Source organism: Propionivibrio sp. (assembly GCF_047602565.1).
GTDB lineage: Bacteria > Pseudomonadota > Gammaproteobacteria > Burkholderiales > Rhodocyclaceae > Propionivibrio.
Map to the genome: position 1 here is coordinate 3,146,662 of NZ_JASGGX010000001.1, position 23,286 is coordinate 3,169,947.

The window sequence follows — 23,286 nt, forward strand, 5'->3', positions numbered from 1 at the left end:
AAGCCGTTTGCAATCACCCTCGACCCGGGTTCGTCGCTCGCCAACCGTACCGGCAGCTGGCGCACCGAGCGGCCGGTCTACGTCGAACCGCCTGCCGCCGTGCAACAACCAGTGCCCGGCCGGCGAGGACATCCAGGGCTGGCTGTTCCACGCCGAATCGGGCAACTACGAGAAGGCCTGGCAGCACCTGACCAGGGACAACCCTTTCCCGGCGATCATGGGGCGCGTCTGTTACCACACCTGCGAAGGCGCCTGCAACCGCGCCAACCTGGACGCGGCGGTCGGCATCAATTCGGTCGAGCGCTTCCTCGGCGACGAGGCGATCAAGCGCAAGTGGAAGCTGGTGCCGCCCACCGCCGAATCCGGCAAGCACGTGCTGATCGTCGGCGGCGGTCCGTCAGGCATGTCGGCGGCGTACCATCTGCGCCGCCTCGGCCACCAGGTGACCGTGTATGAGGCCGGCCCGCTGCTCGGCGGCATGATGCGCTTCGGCATTCCGAAGTACCGCCTGCCGCGCGACGTGCTCGATGCCGAGATGCAGCGCGTGGTCGAGCTGGGCGTCGAGGTCAAGCTCAACAGCAAGGTCGACAACATCCTCGAAACCATGCGGGCCGGCGGCTTCGACGCCGCCTTCCTGGCAGTCGGCGCGCACATCGGCAAGCGCACCAACATTCCGGCCGGGGCGGTTTCCAAGATCGTCGACGCGGTGTCCGTGCTGCACAGCATGGAAGGCGAGGAGAAGCCGATGCTCGGCCGCCGCGTGGTCGTTACGGCGGCGGCAACACCGCCATCGACGTGGCGCGCACGGCCAAGCGCATGGGCGCCGAGCCGATCATCGTCTGACCGCCGCACCCGCGACAAGATGCCGGCGCACGACTTCGAGGTCGAGGAGGCGCTGCAGGAAGGCGTGATGATCAAGTGGCTGTTGACCATCAAGCAGGCCGGCGACGCCTCGATCACCGTGGAGAAGATGGAGCTCGACGCCAACGGCTTCCCGCAGCCGACCGGCGAGGTCGAGACGCTGGAGGCCGATTCGGTGGTCCTGGCGCTCGGCCAGGACGTCGATCTGTCGCTGCTCGAAGGCGTTCCCGGACTGGAAGTCGCGGACGGCGTGGTCAAGGTTGACGCCAACATGATGACCGGCCATGCCGGCATCTTCGCCGGCGGCGACATGGTGCCGGCCGACCGCAACATCACCGTCGGCGTCGGCCACGGCAAGAAGGCGGCGCGCAACATCGACGCCTGGCTGCGCGGATCGGCCTACGTCGCGCCGCCCAAGCCGCAGATTGCCACCTTCGAACGGCTCAACACCTGGTACTACTCCGACGCGCCGAAGACCGTGCGGCCGATGCTCGACATCATCCGCCGGCAATCGACCTTCGAGGAAGTGCAGGGCGGGCTCGACGAGACCAACGCGCTGTTCGAGGCGCGCCGCTGCCTGTCCTGCGGCAACTGCTTCGAGTGCGACAACTGCTACGGCGTCTGCCCGGACAACGCGGTGATCAAGCTCGGGCCGGGCCAGGGCTTCCAGTTCAACTACGACTACTGCAAGGGCTGCGGCCTGTGCGTGTCGGAGTGCCCGTGCGGCGCGATCAACATGGAGCCGGAAAACAACTGACCGGCATCCTCGGTCCCAGACGGGGCGACGGCGCGAGCCGTCGCCCCGTCGTCATTTGAGCAGGCGCCGCCGGGTCAGCACCGTGGCGGCGTAGAAGGCGACGGCGGTGATGGCCAGCAGCGCGGCTACGTGCCCGGCGATGTTGGCGGGCGTCTCGCCCAGCAGCAGCGGGCGGACGAGCTGGACCGCGTGGGTCAGCGGCAGCCACGAGGCGACGGCGTGCAGGGCCGCGGGCAGCCGGTCGGCCGGGAAGAAGACGCCGGAGACCAGCGTCATCGGCGTGATGAACAGCGTGAAGTAGTACATGAAGAAGTCGTACGACGGCGCCAGCGAGCAGATGACCAGGCCCAGCGCGGCGAAGGCGAGGCCGGTCAGGAAGATCACCGGCACGGTCCACAGCGCGAGCGGCGACGAACTCAGCCCGAGCGCGCCGATGACCAGCAGGATGGCCAGCCCGGACAGCAGGCTCTTGCTGGCGGCCCAGACCAGCTCGCCGGTCAGCACGTGGTCGAGCGTCAGCGGCGTGTTGAGGATGGCGTCCCAGGTCTTCTGCACGTGCATGCGCGAAAAGCCCGAATAAAGCGCCTCGAACGTCGCCGCGTTCATCGTGCTGGCGACCACCGTGCCGGCGGCGAGGAAGGTGACGTAGCTCACGCCGCCGACCTCGGGCAGCAGGCCGCCGAGGCCGTAGCCCAGGCCGAGCATGTAGATCAGCGGATCGGCCAGGTTGCCGAGCACCGATGGCAGCGCCAGCTTGCGCCAGACCAGGAAGTTGCGCCGCCAGACGGGAATCCAGCTCAGTCCCGGCCGGGGCAGGAGGAAAAGTCGCGGTGAGGTGGTTGCGGGCATGTTCAGTCTCTCAGTTCGCGTCCGGTCAGCTTGATGAAGACGTCTTCCAGCGTGGCCGGGCGGTGCAGGTAGCGCAGGGCCGGCGCGTCGGCCAGCGCGGCGAGCAGCGGCGCGGGGTCGTGGCAGTAGAAGAAGGCCGTCTCGCCGGCGATCTCGACGCGCTCGCCCAGCGTTTTGCGCGCCTGCGCCCAGCGCGCGGCGGTGTCGCCGAAGACTTCCACCACCTGCGGCTCGATGTGCGTGGCGATCAGTTCGCGCGGGCCGCCCTCGGCGATCAGCCGGCCGCGGTCGAGCACCGCCAGCCGGTCGCAAAGACGTTCGGCCTCGTCCATGAAATGCGTGGTCAGGATCAGTGTCTTGCCGCGCGCGGTGAGCTGCTTGAGGCGCTCCCAGATCAAGTGGCGCGCCTGCGGGTCGAGGCCGGTGGTCGGCTCGTCGAGAAAGACCACGTCCGGATCGTTGACCAGCGCGCGCGCCAGCGTCAGGCGCCGCTTCATGCCGCCGGAAAGCGTCTGGATGCGCGCGTTCTCCTTGCCTTCGAGCCCGGCGAACTCCAGCAGCGCGGGGATGCGGCCGCGTATCGCGGCGTTGCCGAGCCCGAAATAGCGGCCATAGACCATCAGGTTCTCGCTGACCGTGAAGTCCGGGTCCAGGTTGTCGAACTGCGGCACGATGCCGGTTTTCTCCCGCGCCTGCTGCGCGCCGTCCGGCACCGTCGAACCGCACAGGCGGATGAGGCCCGCGTCGGGCGCGGTCAGCCCGAGGCAGCAGCGCAGGGTGGTGGTCTTGCCCGCGCCGTTCGGGCCGAGCAGGCCGAAGCAGGTGCCGCGCCCGACGCTGAAATCGATGCCGGCGACGACCTCATGGCCGTCGTAGGATTTGCGCAAGCCGGCAACGGTCAGCGCGTCGAGCGTGGTCAACATGTCCATGCGCATAGGATGATGTCGCGGATGATGTGCAGCCGCCGGTGAAAGAAATGATCCGCGCCGGGAATGACGACGACCGGCAGTTCGAGCGGTTCGGCCCAGGCCAGCACGTTGGCCAGCGGCACGGTCGTATCCGCCGAGCCGTGGATGACCAGCGTGTCCCTGGCGACCGCGCGCGTGGCGTACTGCCGGGCGCCCTCGACGTGGCCGGCGGCGATGCCGACCAGCACCAGCCGCTGCGCCGGCTGGCCGGATTCGGCCAGCGCGTCGGCGACGCGCGTCTGTACGTAGGCGCCGAACGAGAAGCCGGCCAGGACTATCGGCAATTCGCCGAAAATCCGCCGCGCCTCGTCGAGCACGATCAGCATGTCCTCGGTCTCGCCGCGGCCCTCGTCATGCTGCCCACCGCTCTCGCCGACGCCCCTGAAGTTCGGCCGCACGGCGGCGTAGCCCAGCCGGACGAAGGTGCTGGCCAGCGTATGCACGACCTTGTTCGTATTGCTGCCGCCGAACAGCGGATGCGGATGGCAGACGAGCGCGATGCCGCGCGGCTCGGCGGGCGATTCGATCCGGGTCTCGATGATTCCCGCCGGGCCGGCGAGGTGCAAAAGCTGCTCTGCAGGCTTCATGGATTCAGATCTTCAGGCGTTCGACGACGCGGCCGTTGATCAGATGCTCCTGGATGATCTCCTCGACGTCCTCGGTATCGACGTACTGATACCAGACCGCCTCCGGGTAAACGACCAGCACCGGCCCCTCGTCGCAGCGGTCCATGCAGCCCGCCTTGTTGATGCGCACCTTGCCCTTGCCCTTCAGTTTCAGCTCGGCGATCCGCTCCTTGGCGTAGGTCTGCGCGGCGACCGCGCCGTGGTTGTTGCAGCAGGTCTCTCCCTCGGGGCGCTGGTTGCAGCAGAAAAACACGTGATGTTTGTAATAGCTCATGTCGGTTCGTTCCGTGTGGTCAGATGATCGAAGGCTTGCGCCGCCCCGTTAAGGGCGCCGGCCAAGCAGGATGAGGTAGGAAAGCGCCAGAAAGGGCCAGAAGCTCGCGGCCAGGCGAGTGAGACCGTTGAAGTTCAGAAAATGTCCCTGCCGCCACGCGGCCAGCGCGGCGACCGAGTAAGGATTGAGCGGCGCCAGGTTGACCAGGACGGTGCCGGCCATCAGCGCCATGCCGGCCAGGGCGATGCGCAGCGTGGCCGGCAGCAGCAGCGCGAGCGCCAGCGCCGCGCCGCCCACCAGCAGTCCCAGGCCGGCGCCGGGCGTCAGCCAGGCCAGCGCGCTTTGCGGCCCGACCAGCACCGCCGCCGCCAGCGTCCTGATCAGCAGGGCGGCGGCGAAAAACCAGGCGAGCGCGCGTGGCGCCGGGCGCCTCCCGGCGAAGACCATGTTCATGATCAGGCCGGCGGCGAGGGTGTTGCACACGATGATGCCGGTTTCCAGGGCGAAGAATGAAGGCGCGTCATACCGGAGCGCCGGCGGAATGTCGAAGATGTGGCGCAGATCGCCGGCGCCGAACAGCAGCGTTTCCGGCGAAAGCTGGGTGAGCAGCCACAGTCCGGTCAGCACCACGCCGTACTCGGCATGCGGCATGGGCGCCAGGAGGCGCTGTTGCGCGCGCAGCACGCGGGCGAAGAAGCGTTGGCCGCAGCACAGCGAGACCATCGCTCCCAGGCCGGCGCCGAGGCTGTTGCACAGCAGGTTGACGTTGGACGGCACCCGGGAGGGAAGATAGGACTGGATGCTTTCGATCGTGAAGCTCAACGCCGCGCCGGATACGAAAGCCAGCAGCGCGGCGCACGGCCGGCACGGGCGGTCGCCGAAGCTCTGCGCCAGCAGGAAGCCGAACGGCACGTACGCGGCGACGTTGATCGACAGGTCGAACAGCGTCCAGTAGCGCGGCCAGGCGGCTTCCAGGAAGACGAACGGCGAAATGCCCGAGGCGCGCCATCCCGAGAACGGATGCAGGCTGGCATAGACGATCAGCGCCAGATACGCGGCCGCCAGGTAGCGCGGCAACAGCGGAAGCTGGGCGGAATCGCCGTCGACGTGCGACGGTGCCGTTTTGGGAGTGCCGGTATGCATCGCCTGAACGAGGTTGCGGATGCCTTGATTTTACCTTCCCGCGCGGGCGATGGCGGGGGCGAACCGGGAGGGCGGGGCGCCGGGTCCGTTTCCTGGCGGTTGACAAAACCCGGATCGATGACTACAGTCCGAACTCCTCCATGCCTCGGATGCATGGAGATGTATCGCGCTGGATGTACCGCGTTTTTGTCAACTCCATAACTGACACCCTGGTTCAGTTACTGTAGCAGTTCTGCCCTGCGGCATTTCACTCTTCCGCCGCGCAATAGGGCATTGCACCCGCCTATAACCGTTTGTCGCACGGCAAGTCCCGTCTCTGTTTGCGCGACGACAACAGTGAAAGGAGAGAGCATGTCTGTATCCGTTACGCTCCAGAAGTCGATGGCTCGCAGCTTGGATGCCGTCTCCAGTATTACGCAGCACGTCGCGATGATTGCCGGATTGTTGCTTCTCCTTGGCATCGTCGGATTCGTTTTCAAAGGATCGGCAAGTCCGGACTGGAAGAATTCCCTTCCGGTCATGGCCATCGTGGCGGAGCAGTCCGTCCCCGCGGCCACGGACTCCGAAGTGTCGGCGGATGCCGACGCGCCGTCGCTCAAGCCGCATCTCATGGGCGCGCTCGAGTACGTGAAACGCCGCTACCGGGTGTCGCCCGAAGCGGTATTGCCGGTGTTCGAAGTGGCCGAGCTGATCGGCCGCGAACGGCGTATCGATCCATTGTTGATCCTGGCGATCATTGGGGTCGAATCCGGGTTCAATCCCTTCGCCGAAAGCGCGATGGGCGCGCGCGGCCTGATGCAGGTCATCCCGCGCTTCCACATGGACAAGGTCCCGGAAGGCATGGGCAGCCGCCAGTTGTTCGACCCGGCCGTCAACATCCGGGTCGGCGTCCATGTGCTCGAAGAGGCGATCCGCCGGCGCGGCGGGCTCACCGCCGGGCTGCAGTCCTACGCGGGATCGTCCGATGCCGAGGGCAGCTACGCGAGCAAGGTGCTGGCCGAAAAGGCGCGCCTCGAAAAAGCCGCGCGCCGCAACGCGGAAACCAACGCCTGAACGGTTTTCCTTTTTCGGCCCGCTCGGCGGTTTCTTCCCGGGCAACGCCGGCCCGCCACGGAAGCGTTCCGTGACGGGACCCGAAGGCGTCAGTCGTCGTCCAGACCGACGGCCTTTTTCTGCGAGGCGAGCTGCTGCTGCGTGGCCGCCGGGACCGGGGCGTAGTGCGAGAAGGCGATGCTGTAGGAGCCTTGCCCGCCGGTGAGCGACTTCAGCCGGCCCTGGTAGTCGTCCAGCTCGGCCAGCGGCACTTTGCCGCTGATGGCCATCACGCCGGTGCCGCGCGGCTGCGTGCCGGTGAGCTGGCCGCGCTTGCTCGACAGGTCGCCGGAAAGATCGCCGACCGCCGCCTCGGGCGCCAGCACCTCGATGTTGACCACCGGTTCCAGGATGATCGGCGTGGCGGCCTGGATCGCCTGGATAGTGGCTTTCCGTCCGGCCGTGAAAAAGGCGATGTCCTTGCTGTTGACCGAGTGCGATTTCCCGTCATGGACGATGACCCGGATGTCGTGCACCGGGAAGCCGCCGACGACGCCGTCCTCCAGCGCCTGGCGCACGCCTTTTTCGACCGAGGCCATGAAGACGCCCGGAATGACGCCGCCCTTGACGATGTTGACGAATTCGAAGCCCGCGCCCCGTTCCAGCGGTTCGACGCGCAGCATGACCTCGCCGAACTGCCCGGCGCCGCCGCTCTGCTTCTTGTGCCGGCAATGGCCTTCGGCCTTCTTGGTGATCGTTTCGCGATAGGCGATCTGCGGCGGCTTGGTGTGCAACTCGATCTTGTATTGCTGGGACATGCGCGCCAGCTTGGCGCGCAGATGCATTTCGCCGAGCCCGCGGATGACGGTTTCGTTGGTCGTCGGATGGCGCTCGACCTTGAAGCACGGGTCTTCGATTTCCAGCTTGTGCAGCACGTCGAACAGGCGCTGCTCGTCGGCCTTGCGCTGCGTCTCGACGGCGAGCCCCTGCATCGGCTCGGGGAATTCGAGCGGTTTCAGGTGGATGCGGTCCTCGTCATGGGAGTCGTGCAGCACGCCATCGAACTCGATCTCGTCGATCTTGGCGATGGCGCCGATCTCGCCGGGAAACAGCGCGTTGACCTCGAGGTAGTCCTTGCCCTGCAGGCGATAGAGGTGCCCGACCTTGAAGGCGCGTTTGGCGTCGCCGACGAACAGCTGGGTTTCCTTGCGGATCGTTCCCTGGTGCACGCGGAAGATGCCGAGCTTGCCGACGAACGGGTCGCTGACGATCTTGAAGACATGGGCCAGGACGTGTTTTTCCGTGTCGGGGACCGCATCGAAAGGTGCGCTTGCCGGGTCGTCGAGTGACCCCTTGTAGAACGGCGGCGGGTTGCCTTCCGCCGGGTTCGGGGCCAGCTTGGCCAGCGTGTCGAGCAGTTGGGGGATGCCCGCGCCGGTTTTCGCCGAGACGAACAGGATGGGAATCAGGTGCCCGGCGCGCAGCGCCTTTTCGAAGGGCGCGTGCAATTCATCGAGGTTCGGGTCGGCGCCGTCGTCCAGGTACTTGGCCAGGAGGTCCTCGTCCTCCTCGACGATCTGGTCGATCAGCGCGCGATGCGCGGCGGCCACCGATTCGAAGTCGCTGTCGCCGTCGTCATGGCCGAGCACTTCCACGACGTCCTGGCTGTGGTGCGCGGGCAGGTCCAGCAGCATGCATTCGGGGCCGAAGCGTTCGCGGATCTCGCCGACCAGCTTGGGCAGGTCGATGTTCTCCGCGTCGATCTTGTTGACCACGATCATCCGGCACAGATTGCGCGCGGCGGCGAAACGCATCATGCGCTCCGTGGACAGTTCGATGCCCGTCTGCGCGTTGATCACCACCAGCGCCGTATCGACCGCGGCGAGCGCTCCGATGGCTTGTCCGGTGAAGTCGGGATAGCCGGGGGTGTCGATGAGGTGGATGCGCGCATCGAGCCAATTGAAACTGGCGATCGCGGAGTTCACCGAATGTCCCAGTTCCTTTTCCAGCGGATCGAAGTCGCAGACCGTGTTGCCCTTTTCCACCGACCCCTTGCTGCTGATCGCGCCGGCCGCGGCGAGCAACGTCTCGGCAAGAGTCGTCTTGCCGGCGGCGCCGTGGCCGACGAGCGCTACAGTACGAAGGTTGACCGTGTTGTTCTGACCCATGTTTTCCCCCAATGATCACGAAACGCTCGTCCCGGGGCGAAAATCCGGCAACGCCCCCCGTCGAGCTACCGATTACGCAAGAACCAACACTAAACACTGCGTTTTCATTCTACCCCTTATGTCCGGTTAGCCAAGCACCGGTGGCCAGAGGCGGCTTGCGCTAATATGTCGGTCGTTTGTGCTGATTGCTTGCCGCTATGTGTTCGTCCGATGCAGGAGGCGTGGGCCTTCATTTTGATGATTTCGCCGTGGTATGCCTTTGCGCCGAGTGGTGCGGGACCTGCCGGGAATACCGCGGCGAGTTCGAGCGGCTGGCCGATCGCTTCCCCGGCGTCAGATTTCTCTGGCGGGATATCGAGGACGACGCCGAGAGCCTGGGCGATCTGGAGGTCGAGAATTTCCCGACGATCCTGGTGCGCCGCCGGGAATGGGTGCTTTTTTTCGGCACGATGCTGCCGCAGGTCGGGCATCTGAGCAGGTTGATCGAGACGTTTCTGGAGCAGACGGTCGAGCAGAGCCGGAATTACGTCGCGTCCAACCCCGAGCGGAACGCCTGGCAGACGGACCCGGATCTGGCGGAGCTGGGGCGCGGCCCGCGCGATTGAGCGGAACGAACACCGGGTCTCGATGTTTCGGGGCGATGGCCCCGCACTTCGCAGGAGCGTTTGGTTGGCAATGGAAAGCCGGGCAAAAATCATAGGGCTGCGCAGCAGGGCGCCGGCGGTGGTGCTGGCCGCGGTGCTGTCGCTGATCTTTTTTCTCCTGTGCTATCTGTTGCTGTCGGGCTACCGGGATCAGATCCGCAAGGCCGAGGTCGGCACGCGCAACATCGCCACCTTGCTGCAGACCCAGCTTTACGAGACGCTGCGGCGCACCGATGCCGATCTTTCGGCGCTGGCCGCCGAGTTCCCCGAGGAGGCGCTCGATGCGGCGGCGGCGCCCCGTTTCCAGCAGGATATCGGCCGGCGCCTGTCCGGCCGGCTGATCAATGCCGAGCGCATGTACGGCCTCTACGTGGCCGATGCGGCGGGAACCATCCTGTATTCCTCGACGGGCATTCCCGCGTCCGGATTGAACGTGTCGGAGCGGGCCTATTTCGCGAAACTGCGCGCCGATCCAGACGCCGGCCTGGTTTTTTCCGACGTGCTCCGGAGCGGAGCGACGAACCGGGACGTGCTGGTCGTGGCGCGGGCGATCCGCAACGGCGGCGGCAGGTTTCTTGGTGCGGTGCTCAGTCCGCTCGACCTCGTGTCGCTCAAGAATCAGCTTGCGGCGCTGGACGTCGGGAAAAGCGGCTACGTGGCCATGCGCCGGCGCGACGATCACGCGCTGATCGCCCGCTGGCCGGACGCCGGCGCGGAGGCGGGCCGGCCAGGCTTCGGCCCGGACCATCCCTTCGTCAGGGCGCTGGCCGCGGGGAGCACCGAAGCCACGGTGGCGGATGGCGGCAGCGATGAACCGGAGTTGAAGAACCACATCGCCAGTTTCAAGGCGCTGCCGAACTACCCGTTCTATTTCGTCGTCGGGTTCGATCGCCGCGCGGTGCTGGCCGGCTGGTATGCGCAGGCCGCGCTGGTCGGCCTCTCGGTGCTCGTGGTGATCGCCATGCTCGGCGGGCTGCTGCGGCGCCTCGGGCGCATGCGCGAACGCGAAGTCGTCATTCTGTCGGATCTCGCCCAAAGCGAGTCGAAATTCAGCGAACTGGTGCAGATGCTTCCCGTCGGCGTTGCCCGTTTCGATCTGGCGGGGCAGTGCGTTTTCGTGAACGACCGGAACGAGCTGATTACCGGCAGGAGCCGCGATGCGCTGCTCGGGGACGACTGGGCGGGGATGATCCATCCGGACGATCGGCGGAAGATCGGCGCGTTGTGGCGCGGCAAGGCCGAGGATTCGGCCGTTCGCGTCGGCGAGTACCGGCTGGTCAGGCCCGGCGGCGAAATCGTGCACGTCATGGGCGAGGCCAAGGCCGAAAAAAACGCGGCCGGCGTCGTCGTCGGCCATATCGTCGCGCAGACCGACATTTCCTTGCTGAAGAAGGCGGAAAGCGAACTGATCCTCGCCAAGCAGCAGGCGGAGCAGGCGAACCAGGCGAAAACCCGCTTCCTGACGACGGCCAGCCACGACCTGAGGCAGCCGATCCAGGCCATCAACCTGTTCAAGGATGCCCTGTGCAGGACGGAGTTGGACGAGGAGCAAAAGACCATCGCGCGCTTCCTCTCGCTTTCGGTCGATGCCTTGAGCGGGCTGCTTTATTCGCTGCTGGACATCTCGAAACTGGACGCGGGGCTGGTGCGGCCGCAGATCAGGAAAGTCGAGGTGGAAAGCGTGTTCGAGGCCGTGGACGACGAATTCTCCTCGCTGGCGAAGCAGCGGAACCTGCGCTTCAAGTTCTTCTATCCGTTCAACGGGCCGGTGCTGGAGACCGATCCCGGCCTGCTGCTCAGCGTGCTGCGCAATCTCATCGACAACGCCTTCAAGTACACCCACGTCGGCGGCGTGCTGATCGGCTTCCGCCGGCGCGGCGCGCTGGGCGTCATCCAGGTCTGGGACACCGGCATCGGGATCGATGCCGTGTTCGGGGATCGGCTGTTCGACGAATGTTTCCAGATCGGCAATGCGGCGGGCGACCGCGCCAAGGGCCTGGGCATCGGCCTGTCGATCGCCCGGCGGACGGCCCGGCTGCTCGGCGGCGACGTCACCTATCGTTCGCGCCTCGGCCACGGTTCGGTGTTCGAAATCACCGTGCCGGTCTGCGCGCCGTCGAGCGGGGACGCGCCGTCCGACTTCGAGCTCGACGAACCGTCGTCCTCGGAGGTCGACTATGCCCGCTTCAAAGGCTGGGATGTGGTGGTCGTGGAAGACGACCCGGTCGTGGCCAAGTCGATCGAAATATCGCTGCAGGCGGTCGGCGTGTCCGTGGAGTGCTTCGCCAGCGCTGAGGACGCGCTGCAGGCGCCGTCGCTGCCCGACGCCGACTTCTACATATCGGATTTCGTTCTGCCGGGGATCAATGGGATCGAATTTCTCGATGCGATCCAGCAGCGCTCGGAAATCCCGATAAACGCCATTCTGATGACCGGAGAAATATCGTCGGCGCGCATGAAATCGGCCAATCGATCCGGCTGGCGGGTGGTCGTCAAGCCCGCCGGGCTGGTCAACCTGCTGTCCATCATGGCCGAGGAGGCGGGGCTCGCCGGTGCGGCCCGCCCCGCGCCGGCAGGCATCGGATGAACCGATTATTATTCGTGCGAAGACATGGTTTCGCTTATAGTAATGCCGTGCCGGCGGCAGACGCCCACAGCCTGGTTCCCAAGAAAAATGAACGTGCTCAGATGGCAAAACTGTTGGTCATTGAAGATCATGCGCTCGTCCGGGAAGGGCTCGTCCAGACGTTGAGACAGCTCGATGCGATGGAAGTCTCCGAAGTCGCCGACTTCCAGGGCGCGAATGTTTTGCTGGAGCGCGGCGAAATCTTCGACCTGGCGCTGCTCGATCTCGGCTTGCCGGGCGTGGACGGAGTAACGTGCCTGAAGTCCTTCCGACAGCGCTATCCGTCGATGCCCGTGGTGATCCTGTCGGCCTACGATGACGCGCATACCGTCAACCGGGCGATGCGCTGCGGCGCGGCCGGCTTCGTCTCCAAGGCGTCCTCCAGCGACCGCCTGCTCGCCGTCCTGCGCGAAGTGCTTTCCGGCAACGTACAGTCGCCGGATGCATCGCAAAAGAAGAAGGTCTTCGTCGCCTCCCCGCATCTGCCGATGGGAAAGGGCAAGACCGACCCGGCGGATTTCGGGCTGACCGACCGCCAGGTGGAAGTGCTCAGCCTGATGGTCAGGGGGAAGTCGAACCGGGACATCGCCGGCCTGCTTGGCCTGTCCGAAGGCACGGTCAAGATTCATCTATCGACGATTTTCAAGCGGCTCGGCGTCTCCAGCCGAACCCAGGCCATGATCGTCGTCGCGCGGCGGGGCATTCGCCTCGACTGAGCCGGCCTACAACCGGTAGCAATAGAGCCGCGTTTTCCGCGCATCATCGACGTCAATCTCGGCGGTAGCCTCGACGTCGGGAACCCGGAAGCTGTTGCTGATGAGCCAGGCGCCCGGACGCATTTCCCGCGTCGCCTTGAGCCACAGCCGGCGCATGGGTTCCGGCGAAAGAAAGGCATACGCGACGTCGTATTCGGCCAGCGGCACGTCCCACAGGCTGCCCAGGACCCAGCGGCAGTTCGGCAGCCGCGCCGTGCGCAAGCAGCCGATCGCCCAGGGAAGGTACGAGTTTTCGACGCCGGCGACCTGCGCGTCCTCGCGCAGCCGGGCGAGCGCGCAGGCCACGCCGCCCGTGCCCGCCCCGAGATCGACGATCTTGCGGGCAGGCGTGCCGGCGAGCCACCCGGTCAGCGCCCGCGCGGTCTCGGGGCTGGACAGATACAGCGGCACCCGGCTGGTCAGCGCGCCCCGATAGACCAGGAACATCAATACGAACGCCGCCAGATACCATCCCGGGGCGAGGCCGAGCGCGGAGAAAAGGACGACGGCGGGCGCGAACAGCGCGTGCATGAGCCGCCACCACCAGTATTGGCGGGTCAGGCAGGCGAGCAGGAAAGCCAGCGCCCCGATCAGCAGCGACGTCTCGAGCCAGGGCAGCGGTTGCTGGCGCATGAGGCAATAAGGCCAGGCCACGCTGAGCACGATGAAGGCCGCCGCGCCCTGCAGCGCCAGTTGCCGCAGATGGGGCGAATTCAATGGGGAAGCGGGCGAATCATCGTCCATGCTTGGCGCGGGTGGAAGTCGTGTGCGGGGGGCTTATTCTGCCCGATAAAGGCACGCATGCCGTGCGTGAAAACGGCAAAAAGCAGATGCCTCGGCATGATTTCTGCTATTATACCGGCCTGAGCGCAACGACTGGTTGACGCATGTTGTTCGTTATGCCAGAATTAGCGGTTCCGAGTTGGAGGGATACCCAAGCGGTCAACGGGATCAGACTGTAAATCTGACGGCTCTGCCTTCGAAGGTTCGAATCCTTCTCCCTCCACCAAGAAGTTGTTGCTGTAGCGGTCGTGATCTTCAACGCTGCGGGTGCGGTTTAGCGGGTGTAGCTCAATGGTAGAGCTGAAGCCTTCCAAGCTTAAGACGAGGGTTCGATTCCCTTCACCCGCTCCACGTTGCGGTACGACGGTTTTGAGTCGCAGGCACGATGCCCATGTAGCTCAGTGGTAGAGCACTCCCTTGGTAAGGGAGAGGCCGGCAGTTCAATCCTGCCCATGGGCACCACCGATTCGAGTAGTTGCATCACGGGATTTTTAACTTCTAACGTTTGAGGTACCGGCATGGCTAAGGCAAAATTTGAGCGTACGAAGCCGCACGTAAACGTCGGCACGATTGGTCACGTGGACCATGGGAAGACGACCCTGACGGCGGCGATCACGACGATCCTGTCGAAGAAGTTTGGGGGCGAGGCGAAGGCCTACGACCAGATTGACGCGGCGCCGGAAGAGAAGGCCCGGGGCATCACGATCAACACGGCGCACGTGGAGTACGAGACGGCGACGCGGCACTACGCGCACGTGGATTGCCCGGGACACGCCGACTACGTGAAGAACATGATTACGGGTGCGGCGCAGATGGACGGCGCGATCCTGGTGGTGTCGGCGGCGGACGGCCCGATGCCGCAGACGCGGGAACACATCCTGCTGGCGCGCCAGGTGGGTGTGCCGTACATCATCGTGTACATGAACAAGTGCGACATGGTGGATGACGCCGAACTGCTCGAGCTGGTCGAAATGGAAGTGCGCGAACTGCTGTCGAAGTACGAATTCCCGGGCGACGACATTCCGATCGTCAAGGGCTCGGCGCTGAAGGCGCTGAACGGCGACACGGACGAACTGGGCGAAGGCTCGATCCTGGCCTTGGCGGACGCGCTGGACAGCTACATTCCGACGCCGGAGCGGGCGGTGGACAAGCCGTTCCTGCTGCCGATCGAAGACGTGTTCTCGATCTCGGGGCGCGGCACCGTGGTGACCGGGCGTGTTGAGCGGGGCATCGTCAAGGTGGGCGAAGAAATCGAGATTGTCGGCATCAAGCCCACCGTCAAGACCACCTGTACGGGGGTTGAAATGTTCCGCAAGCTGCTCGACCAGGGGCAGGCGGGTGACAACGTCGGCGTGCTGCTGCGCGGCACCAAGCGCGAAGAAGTCGAACGCGGACAAGTGCTGGCCAGGCCGGGCTCGATCACCCCGCACACCCACTTCACGGGCGAAGTGTACGTTCTGTCGAAGGACGAAGGCGGGCGTCACACGCCGTTCTTCAACAACTACCGTCCGCAGTTCTATTTCCGGACGACGGACGTGACGGGCGCGATCACCCTGCCGGAAGGCACGGAGATGGTGATGCCTGGGGACAACGTGCAGATGACGGTGAAGCTGATCTGCCCGATCGCCATGGAAGAGGGGCTGCGTTTCGCCATCCGTGAAGGCGGCCGCACCGTCGGCGCCGGCGTCGTCGCCAAAATTATCGAGTAACACATTGACAGACGGCGTTCCCGGAGTCGGGGGCGCCGGAGTCTCTGCTGCAGGGGTATAGCTCAACTGGCAGAGCGTCGGTCTCCAAAACCGAAGGTTGGGGGTTCGATTCCCTCTGCCCCTGCCACCATCATATTTCTGGCTGACGAAATGGCCGATAAAATCAAATTTGCGCTGGCGTTGCTGTTGCTGGTCGCTGGAGTGGTCGGCTTCTATCTTCTCGCCGAACAGGCGATGATTCTGCGGGTGCTGGCGGTGATCGCCGGCGTGGGCCTCTGTGCCGCGGTCGCCTGGCAGACCGATCCGGGCCGCCAGTTCTTCGGCTTTGCCAAGGAGGCGACGGCCGAAGCGAAGAAGGTCGTCTGGCCGACCCAGAAGGAAACCTTGCAGACGACCGGCCTGGTGTTTGCTTTCGTCATCATCATGGCGGCCTTTCTCTGGCTCACGGACAAGGGCCTGGAGTGGGTGCTGTACGACCTGATTCTGGGATGGAGAAAGTCATGAGCAAGCGCTGGTATGTCGTGCATGCCTATTCGGGTTTCGAGAAGAGCGTGCAGCGCGCGCTCCAGGAACGTATCCAGCGTCATGGCATGCAGGATTCGTTCGGCCGCGTGCTGGTGCCGGTCGAGGAAGTCGTCGAACTGAAGCAGGGCCAGAAAAGCATTTCCGAGCGCAAGTTCTTCCCCGGCTATGTGCTGGTGGAAATGGAAATGAACGACGAGTCGTGGCACCTCGTCAAAAGTACCCCGAAAGTGACGGGGTTCGTCGGCGGCACCGCCAACAAGCCGACGCCGATTTCCGAGAAGGAAGTCGAGAAGATCATGCAGCAAATGCTCGACGGCGTGGAGAAGCCGCGCCCGAAAGTGTTGTTCGAGCCGGGCGAAGTCGTGCGGGTCAAGGAAGGTCCGTTCACCGATTTCCATGGGTCCGTCGAACACGTCAATTACGAAAAGAACCGGCTGCGCGTATCGGTCACGATTTTTGGCCGCGCGACGCCCGTCGAACTGGAGTTCGGCCAGGTCGAAAAGGCCTGACCGGGATGGATTGCGGCGGGCCGGTTTGCTCGGCTTGCCTGATGGAGCGGCTTCGGGCCGCATTTGTTGTTTGGGGAGCGTCGTGGACCGGCGCGTTCGTACCCGTTTAAAGGAGTAAAACCGTGGCAAAGAAAATTGTCGGCTTCATCAAGCTGCAAGTGCCGGCGGGCAAGGCCAATCCCTCGCCCCCGATCGGACCAGCGCTCGGCCAGCGCGGTCTCAACATCATGGAGTTCTGCAAGGCCTTCAACGCCCAGACGCAGAGCCTGGAACCCGGCCTGCCGATTCCCGTGGTGATCACCGCCTACGCGGACAAGAGCTTCACCTTCATCATGAAGACGCCGCCGGCGACCATCCTGATCAAGAAGGCGGCCGGCGTCCAGAAGGGCAGCCAGCGTCCCCACACGGACAAGGTGGGCAAGCTGACGCGCGCCCAGTGCGAGGCCATCGCCACGCAGAAGATGCCGGACCTGACGGCGGCGGACATGGATGCGGCCGTACGCACGATCGCCGGCAGCGCCCGTTCGATGGGCATCACCGTGGAGGGCCTCTGACATGGCAGCTTTGACCAAACGGCAGAAGGCGGCGCAGGGCAAGGTCGACCGCAACAAGAATTACCCGGTCGCGGAGGCGCTCAAGCTGACCAAGGAATTCGCCACGGCGAAATTCAATGAATCGATCGACGTGGCGGTCAGCCTCGGCATCGATGCGCGCAAGTCGGACCAGCTGGTACGCGGCTCGGTCGTGCTGCCCGCGGGTACCGGCAAGACCGTCCGTGTCGCCGTTTTCGCCCAGGGCGAGAAGGCCGAGGCGGCCAAGGCCGCCGGCGCGGACATCGTCGGCTTCGACGATCTGGCTGCCGAGATCAAGGGCGGCACCATCAATTTCGACGTGGTGATCGCCACGCCCGATTCGATGCGCGTGGTCGGCCAGCTGGGCCAGATCCTCGGTCCGCGCGGGCTGATGCCGAACCCGAAGGTCGGCACGGTGACCATGGACGTCGCCGGCGCGGTGAAGAACGCCAAGGCCGGCCAGGTGCAGTATCGGACGGACAAGGGTGGCATCGTGCATTCGACGATCGGCCGCGCGTCCTTTGAAGTCGAACAACTGGAGCAGAACCTCAAGGCGCTGATCGATGCCTTGACCAAGGCGAAGCCGGCCAGTTCGAAGGGGCAGTACCTGCGCAAGATCGCCGTCTCCAGCACCATGGGGCCGGGCGTGCGGGTGGATTCCGCCTCGTTGTGACAGTTAGCGGAGCCGCCGGCCAATGGCCTGAAGGCGGCTCCGGAAGTGCTTTGGGCTGCTGGGGCAGGTTGCCGGCAGATCGTCAAAGACCGCAGGTGCCGTGCAGTGCAGTTCGACCAGCGGCTTAAGTGATTTCAGCCTGCGCAGACGGTGAGCCCGAACAGGATTTTCGGCGATCGCCAGGCGACGCCGATGCTCTTGAGAAAGGTCGCCGTGGGTGCGGCATGCCTGAATGGGCGTGCCGTGTGATGGACGAGATGGAGAAAGGACCCATGGGTCTCAATCTTGATGACAAAAAAGCCGTAGTGGCCGAAGTTTCGGCGCGAGTGGCTGGTGCACAGACGATCGTCGTGGCCGAGTACAAGGGGATCGGCGTGGCTCAGCTCACCAAGCTCCGGGCTCAGGCGCGCAAGTCCGGCGTGTATCTGCGCGTGCTGAAGAATACGCTGGTGCGCCGTGCCGTTTCCGGCAGTCCGTTCGAAGGCCTGGCCGAGCACATGTCGGGCCCGTTGATTTATGGCATCTCCGAGGACCCGGTGGCCGCCGCGAAGGTATTGAACGACTTCGCGAAGACCAACGACAAAATGGTCCTGAAGGCGGGCTGCTACGCCGGCAAGGTGATGGACAAGGCGGGCGTGCAGTCGCTGGCGGCGATTCCGAGCCGCGAGGAACTGCTGGCCAAGCTGCTGGGCGTGATGAAGGCGCCGGTGAGCGGGTTTGCCGTTGCGCTGGGCGCGCTGGCCAAGCAGCGCGAAGAAGCCGCTGCCTGAGGCCGTCGCTGACGGTCGAGCTTATCCAATTCTGAAAATATTCCGACTCTAGGAGCAACCAATCATGGCGATTACCAAAGAAGACATCCTTGAAGCCGTTGGCAGCATGACGGTGATGGACCTGAACGACCTGGTCAAGGCGTTCGAAGAGAAGTTCGGCGTTTCCGCCGCGGCCATGGCCGTGGCCGGTCCGGCAGGCGGTGCCGCCGCCGCGGCGCCCGTCGAGGAGCAGACCGAGTTCACGGTCATGCTGCTGGGCGCCGGCGAGAAGAAGGTCGAAGTCATCAAGGTCGTTCGCGCGGCCACCGGCCTCGGTCTGAAGGAAGCCAAGGACCTCGTTGACGGCGCCCCGAAGCCCGTCAAGGAAGCGATTGCCAAGGCCGATGCCGAAGCCCTCAAGAAGCAGCTCGAGGATGCTGGTGCCAAGGTCGAGGTCAAGTAATCCTGCTTTTGCGCGCGGGCTGGCAGCTTTCGGGCTGCCAGCCTTTTGTGCTTTCCGGAAACCGTAGATTTTGCTCCGTCACATAGGCGACTTCATCGATCTGTAACACGTAGCGCATAAACGCAAATGCGCATGGCGGAGAATCGCGCTCTGCCGTTCGTTTTTTCGTTTGTCCGTTGCAATCGCTCCGGGTGGCCGGACCGGCGCGAAATTGCTAGAGGATTGTGCTTTCTGAGCTCGGAGCGACCATGACCTACTCCTATACCGAGAAAAAACGTATCCGCAAAAGCTTCGCCAAGCGCGCCAGCGTGCTTGACGTTCCGTTCTTGCTGGCGACGCAGCTGGAATCCTTCACCTCGTTCCTGCAGGCGGCGGTGCCTCCGGCGCAGCGCAAGAACCACGGGTTGCAGGCGGCGTTTACCTCGATTTTCCCGATCGTCAGCCACAGCGGCAATGCGCGCCTGGAGTTCGTCAGCTACGCGCTCGCCGAACCGGCGTTCGACGTCAAGGAATGCCAGCAGCGCGGCCTGACCTTCGCCTCGGCCCTGCGCGCCAAGGTGCGCCTGGTGATCCTCGACCGCGAGTCGCCGGATACCATCAAGGAAGTCAAGGAGCAGGAAGTTCTACATGGGCGAGATTCCGCTCATGACCACCACCGGTTCGTTCGTGATCAACGGGACGGAGCGCGTCATCGTGTCGCAGCTGCACCGTTCGCCGGGGGTGTTCTTCGAGCACGACCGCGGCAAGACGCACAGCTCGGGCAAGCTGCTGTTCTCGGCGCGCGTGATTCCCTATCGCGGTTCATGGCTGGACTTCGAGTTCGACCCGAAGGATATCCTGTTCTTCCGCGTCGACCGCCGGCGCAAGATGCCGGTCACGACGCTGCTCAAGGCCATCGGCCTGACGCCCGAGCAGATTCTCCGCGAGTTCTTCGATTTCGACACCTTTGAAATCAGCAAGAAGGGCATCGAGTTCCATCTCGTGCCCGAGCGCCTGCGCGGCGAGGTGGCGCGTTTCGACTTCACCGACGCCAGCGGCAAGGTGATCGTGGCCAAGGACAAGCGGATCACCGCCAAGCACATCCGCGAGCTCGACGCCGCCGGAGTCAGGAAGATCTCGGTGCTCGAAGACTTCGTCGTCGGCCGCATCGTGGCGCAGAACGTCGTGGACAAGAGCACCGGCGAGATCATCGCCAACGCCAACGACGAAATCACCGAGGCGCTGCTGGCCAAGCTGATCGAGGCCGGCATCGATACCTTGCAGACCCTGTACATCAACGACCTGGACCGCGGCGGCTTCATTTCCCAGACCCTGCGCACGGACGAGACCGCGTCCAAGCAGGCCGCGCGCGTCGCTATCTACCGGATGATGCGTCCGGGCGAGCCGCCGACCGAGGAGGCCGTCGAAATCCTGTTCAACGGGCTGTTCTACTCGGACGAGCGTTACGACCTGTCGGCCGTCGGCCGGATGAAGTTCAACCGCCGGGTGGCGCGCAAGGACGTGGTCGAGTACAAGGTCATGGTCAAGCACGTACCGGCCAAGCGCGACGCCATCGTGGGCACCATCGTCGAGGTCGCCGGCGGCACCCCGGAAGCGGTCGATCTGCTGTTGGGCGAGTTGACCTACGGCGTGCGCGCCGTCGCGGAGAACCTGACCGAAGCGGAAGCCGACGCGCTGCTGGAAAAGCTCAAGGGCCTCGGCGTCGTCGGCGAGGTGCGCGAACAGCTGACGCTCTCGCCCCGGGACATCGTCGAAGTCATCAAGATCCTCGTCGACCTGCGCAACGGCCGCGGCGACATCGACGACATCGACCACCTGGGCAACCGGCGCGTGCGTTCCGTCGGGGAGCTGGCCGAGAACCAGTTCCGCGCCGGGCTGGTGCGCGTCGAGCGTGCGGTCAAGGAGCGCCTGTCGCAGGCCGAGTCGGACAACCTGATGCCGCACGACCTGATCAACGCCAAGCCGATCAGCGCCGCGGTCAAGGAATTCTTCGGGTCGAGCCAGCTTTCGCAGTTCATGGACCAGACCAACCCGCTGTCGGAAATCACCCACAAGCGCCGCGTTTCCGCGCTCGGCCCGGGCGGCCTGACCCGCGAGCGCGCCGGCTTCGAGGTGCGCGACGTGCATCCGACGCACTACGGCCGTGTCTGCCCGATCGAAACGCCGGAAGGCCCGAACATCGGCCTGATCAACTCGCTGGCCCTCTATGCCCGCACCAACGAGTACGGCTTCCTGGAAACCGCCTACCGCAAGGTCGTCGACGGCAAGGTGACCGACCAGATCGAATACCTGTCGGCCATCGAGGAAGGCAACTACATCGTCGCCCAGGCCAACGCCGCGCTGGGCGCGGACGGCGAACTGCTCGACGAGCTGGTGACCTGCCGCGAAAAGGGCGAAACCATCCTGGCCGAGCCGCAGCGCGTGCATTACATGGACGTGGCGCCGGGCCAGATCGTGTCGGTGGCGGCCTCGCTGATCCCGTTCCTGGAGCACGACGACGCGAACCGCGCGCTGATGGGCGCCAACATGCAGCGCCAGGCCGTGCCCTGCCTGCGTCCGGAGAAGCCCGTGGTGGGCACCGGCATCGAGCGGACGGTCGCCGTCGACTCGGGCACCGCGGTGCAGGCGTTGCGCGGCGGCAAGGTCGACTACGTCGACGCCTCGCGCATCGTGGTCCGGGTCAACGATGAAGAGACGGTGCCGGGCGAAGTCGGCGTCGACATCTACAACCTGGTCAAGTACACCCGTTCGAACCAGAATACCAACATCAACCAGCGGCCGCTGGTCGGCGTCGGCGACATCATCGCCAAGGGCGACGTGGTGGCCGACGGCGCGTTGACCGACAAGGGCGAACTGGCGCTCGGCCAGAACATGCTGATCGCCTTCATGCCCTGGAACGGCTACAACTTCGAGGACTCGATCCTGATCTCCGAGCGGGTCGTGGCCGAGGACCGCTTCACCTCGATCCACATCGAGGAACTGACCGTCGTCGCGCGCGACACCAAGCTCGGGCCGGAGGAAATCACTCGCGACATCGCCTCGCTGGGCGAGGCGCAGCTGTCGCGGCTCGACGAGTCGGGCATCGTCTACATCGGCGCCGAGGTCGACGCCGGCGACGTGCTGGTCGGCAAGGTGACGCCGAAGGGCGAAACCCAACTCACCCCGGAGGAAAAGCTGCTGCGCGCGATTTTCGGCGAGAAGGCTTCCGACGTGAAGGACACCTCGCTGCGCGTGCCGTCGGGCATCGCCGGGACCGTCATCGACGTGCAGGTGTTTACCCGCGAAGGCATCGAGCGCGACAAGCGCGCCCAGTCGATCATCGACGACCACCTGCGCGGCTACAAGCTCGATCTGGCCGACCAGCTGCGCATCGTCGAGCGCGATGCCTTCGCCCGGGTCGAACGGCTGATCGTGGGCAAGAGCGCCAACGGCGGTCCGAAGCGCCTGGCCAAGGGCGCCGAGATCACCCGCGACTACCTCGACGGGATCGATCCGCACCACTGGTTCGACATCCGCATGGCCGACGAGGACGTGGCGCAACAGCTCGAATCCCTGCGCGAGGGCCTGGAGCAGACGCGCAAGGACTTCGACGTGGCCTTCGAGGAAAAGCGCAAGAAGCTGACGCAGGGCGACGAACTGCCGCCGGGCGTGCAGAAGATGGTCAAGGTGTACGTCGCGGTCAAGCGCCGCCTGCAGTCGGGCGACAAGATGGCCGGCCGCCACGGCAACAAGGGCGTCGTCTCGCGCATCGTCCCGGTCGAGGACATGCCGTACATGGCCGACGGCCGGCCGGTCGACATCGTGCTCAACCCGCTGGGCGTGCCGTCGCGGATGAACGTCGGCCAGGTGCTGGAAGTGCACCTCGGGCTGGCGGCCAAGGGCCTCGGCTTCAAGATCGGCGACATGCTGCGCCGCCAGGCCAGCGTCAAGGAACTGCGCGAATTCCTGGGCAAGGTCTACAACACCAACGGCCGGCCGGAAGACCTCGATGAACTCAGCGACCGGGAAATTGCCGAAATGTCGGGCAACCTGGAGGCGGGCGTGCCGTTCGCCACGCCGGTGTTCGACGGCGCCAAGGAAGAGGAGATCAAGGAGATGCTCCGCCTGGCGGGCATGCCCGAATCCGGCCAGATGACCCTGTTCGACGGCCGCACCGGCGAGTCCTTCGAGCGTCAGGTGACGGTGGGCTACATGCACATGCTGAAACTGCACCACCTGGTCGACGACAAGATGCACGCACGCTCGACCGGACCGTACTCGCTGGTGACGCAGCAGCCGCTGGGCGGCAAGGCGCAGTTCGGCGGACAGCGTTTCGGCGAAATGGAAGTGTGGGCGCTCGAAGCCTACGGCGCCTCCTACGTCCTGCAGGAAATGCTGACGGTCAAGTCCGACGACGTGAACGGCCGGACCAAGGTGTACGAAAACATCGTCAAGGGCGACCACAAGATCGACGCCGGCATGCCGGAGTCGTTCAACGTGCTGGTCAAGGAAATCCGCTCGCTGGCGATCGACATCGATCTCGAACGGTATTGAGCGCGAACGGTCATCGGTACAGTAGTCCCGGGCGACTGGCCGGGACTTGAGGAAATTGGGTTCTCCC

The 23,286-nt window shown here is 65.0% G+C and carries 19 protein-coding genes, 4 tRNA genes and 1 pseudogene; 17 read left to right on the plus strand and 7 right to left on the minus strand.

Annotated features, from left to right (window positions below; genetic code table 11):
• Positions 1-7 precede the first annotated feature (7 nt).
• On the plus strand, positions 8-1,618 hold the full coding sequence (locus QM701_RS14845; RefSeq protein WP_415167811.1) for an NAD(P)-binding protein: 1,611 nt from the start codon (positions 8-10) through the stop codon (positions 1,616-1,618).
• A gap of 51 nt (positions 1,619-1,669) precedes the next feature.
• Here the strand turns inward: QM701_RS14845 and QM701_RS14850 are convergent, their stop codons facing one another.
• The 5 genes from QM701_RS14850 to QM701_RS14870 are packed head-to-tail and all read right to left on the minus strand — an operon-like array spanning position 1,670 to position 5,478.
• The gene (locus QM701_RS14850) at positions 1,670-2,467 is read right to left on the minus strand and encodes an ABC transporter permease (protein ID WP_415167812.1); all 798 of its coding nucleotides are present in this window, start codon (positions 2,465-2,467) and stop codon (positions 1,670-1,672) included.
• A 2-nt stretch (positions 2,468-2,469) separates the two neighbouring features.
• Entirely contained in the window at positions 2,470-3,396 is a 927-nt protein-coding gene (locus QM701_RS14855; protein WP_415167813.1) for an ATP-binding cassette domain-containing protein, read from the minus strand.
• The gene (locus tag QM701_RS14860; RefSeq protein WP_415167814.1) at positions 3,384-4,022 is read right to left on the minus strand and encodes an alpha/beta hydrolase; all 639 of its coding nucleotides are present in this window, start codon (positions 4,020-4,022) and stop codon (positions 3,384-3,386) included. The genes QM701_RS14855 and QM701_RS14860 overlap by 13 nt, the downstream gene beginning before the upstream one ends.
• Positions 4,023-4,026: 4 nt before the next feature.
• A complete protein-coding gene (locus QM701_RS14865) occupies positions 4,027-4,335 on the minus strand; it encodes a (2Fe-2S) ferredoxin domain-containing protein (RefSeq protein ID WP_415167815.1) in 309 nt (102 codons plus the stop codon).
• A 48-nt stretch (positions 4,336-4,383) separates the two neighbouring features.
• Positions 4,384-5,478: a VanZ family protein gene (locus tag QM701_RS14870; RefSeq protein WP_415167816.1), complete on the minus strand. Its 1,095-nt coding sequence runs from the start codon at positions 5,476-5,478 to the stop codon at positions 4,384-4,386.
• 351 nt (positions 5,479-5,829) lie between these two features.
• Between QM701_RS14870 and QM701_RS14875 the strand changes: the two genes are divergently transcribed.
• The gene (locus tag QM701_RS14875; protein WP_415167817.1) at positions 5,830-6,531 is read left to right on the plus strand and encodes a transglycosylase SLT domain-containing protein; all 702 of its coding nucleotides are present in this window, start codon (positions 5,830-5,832) and stop codon (positions 6,529-6,531) included.
• 89 nt (positions 6,532-6,620) lie between these two features.
• Here QM701_RS14875 and fusA read toward each other — a convergent pair whose 3' ends face one another.
• Positions 6,621-8,678, minus strand: a complete 2,058-nt coding sequence (fusA, locus tag QM701_RS14880; RefSeq protein ID WP_415167818.1) for an elongation factor G — start codon at positions 8,676-8,678, stop codon at positions 6,621-6,623.
• A 248-nt stretch (positions 8,679-8,926) separates the two neighbouring features.
• Here fusA and QM701_RS14885 point away from each other — a divergent pair, with 248 nt between their 5' ends.
• From QM701_RS14885 to QM701_RS14895, 3 genes are all read left to right on the plus strand, one after another.
• Complete coding sequence (locus QM701_RS14885; RefSeq protein ID WP_415167819.1) at positions 8,927-9,283, plus strand: thioredoxin family protein; 357 nt, start codon at positions 8,927-8,929, stop codon at positions 9,281-9,283.
• Between the two features lie 70 nt (positions 9,284-9,353).
• Positions 9,354-11,909, plus strand: coding sequence for an ATP-binding protein (locus tag QM701_RS14890; protein ID WP_415169406.1), 2,556 nt, complete (start codon positions 9,354-9,356; stop codon positions 11,907-11,909).
• A gap of 101 nt (positions 11,910-12,010) precedes the next feature.
• The gene (locus QM701_RS14895; RefSeq protein WP_415167820.1) at positions 12,011-12,664 is read left to right on the plus strand and encodes a response regulator transcription factor; all 654 of its coding nucleotides are present in this window, start codon (positions 12,011-12,013) and stop codon (positions 12,662-12,664) included.
• Between the two features lie 6 nt (positions 12,665-12,670).
• Here QM701_RS14895 and QM701_RS14900 read toward each other — a convergent pair whose 3' ends face one another.
• On the minus strand, positions 12,671-13,447 hold the full coding sequence (locus tag QM701_RS14900; RefSeq protein ID WP_415167821.1) for a class I SAM-dependent methyltransferase: 777 nt from the start codon (positions 13,445-13,447) through the stop codon (positions 12,671-12,673).
• A gap of 180 nt (positions 13,448-13,627) precedes the next feature.
• On the opposite strand from QM701_RS14900, the gene QM701_RS14905 reads away from it, so the two are divergent.
• The 12 genes and pseudogenes from QM701_RS14905 (at position 13,628) to rpoB (ending at position 23,219) form a co-directional block, all read left to right on the plus strand.
• Positions 13,628-13,712 (plus strand) — tRNA-Tyr (locus QM701_RS14905).
• 51 nt (positions 13,713-13,763) lie between these two features.
• Positions 13,764-13,837, plus strand: a tRNA-Gly gene (locus QM701_RS14910).
• A 36-nt stretch (positions 13,838-13,873) separates the two neighbouring features.
• Positions 13,874-13,948 (plus strand) — tRNA-Thr (locus QM701_RS14915).
• A 56-nt stretch (positions 13,949-14,004) separates the two neighbouring features.
• On the plus strand, positions 14,005-15,195 hold the full coding sequence (tuf, locus tag QM701_RS14920; RefSeq protein ID WP_415167822.1) for an elongation factor Tu: 1,191 nt from the start codon (positions 14,005-14,007) through the stop codon (positions 15,193-15,195).
• A gap of 51 nt (positions 15,196-15,246) precedes the next feature.
• Positions 15,247-15,322 (plus strand) — tRNA-Trp (locus QM701_RS14925).
• Between the two features lie 23 nt (positions 15,323-15,345).
• On the plus strand, positions 15,346-15,699 hold the full coding sequence (secE, locus tag QM701_RS14930; RefSeq protein ID WP_415167823.1) for a preprotein translocase subunit SecE: 354 nt from the start codon (positions 15,346-15,348) through the stop codon (positions 15,697-15,699).
• On the plus strand, positions 15,696-16,229 hold the full coding sequence (gene nusG / locus QM701_RS14935) for a transcription termination/antitermination protein NusG (RefSeq protein WP_415167824.1): 534 nt from the start codon (positions 15,696-15,698) through the stop codon (positions 16,227-16,229). The genes secE and nusG overlap by 4 nt, the downstream gene beginning before the upstream one ends.
• A 122-nt stretch (positions 16,230-16,351) precedes the next feature.
• Positions 16,352-16,783 (plus strand): 50S ribosomal protein L11, encoded by a 432-nt coding sequence (gene rplK / locus QM701_RS14940; RefSeq protein WP_415167825.1) that lies wholly within the window; start codon positions 16,352-16,354, stop codon positions 16,781-16,783.
• A gap of 1 nt (position 16,784) precedes the next feature.
• On the plus strand, positions 16,785-17,474 hold the full coding sequence (rplA, locus tag QM701_RS14945; RefSeq protein WP_415167826.1) for a 50S ribosomal protein L1: 690 nt from the start codon (positions 16,785-16,787) through the stop codon (positions 17,472-17,474).
• Positions 17,475-17,746: 272 nt separating this feature from the next.
• The gene (gene rplJ / locus QM701_RS14950) at positions 17,747-18,244 is read left to right on the plus strand and encodes a 50S ribosomal protein L10 (protein WP_415167827.1); all 498 of its coding nucleotides are present in this window, start codon (positions 17,747-17,749) and stop codon (positions 18,242-18,244) included.
• A gap of 64 nt (positions 18,245-18,308) precedes the next feature.
• Positions 18,309-18,686, plus strand: coding sequence for a 50S ribosomal protein L7/L12 (gene rplL / locus QM701_RS14955; protein ID WP_415167828.1), 378 nt, complete (start codon positions 18,309-18,311; stop codon positions 18,684-18,686).
• A 248-nt stretch (positions 18,687-18,934) separates the two neighbouring features.
• A pseudogene (rpoB, locus tag QM701_RS14960) lies at positions 18,935-23,219 on the plus strand (DNA-directed RNA polymerase subunit beta).
• Positions 23,220-23,286: the final 67 nt, after the last annotated feature.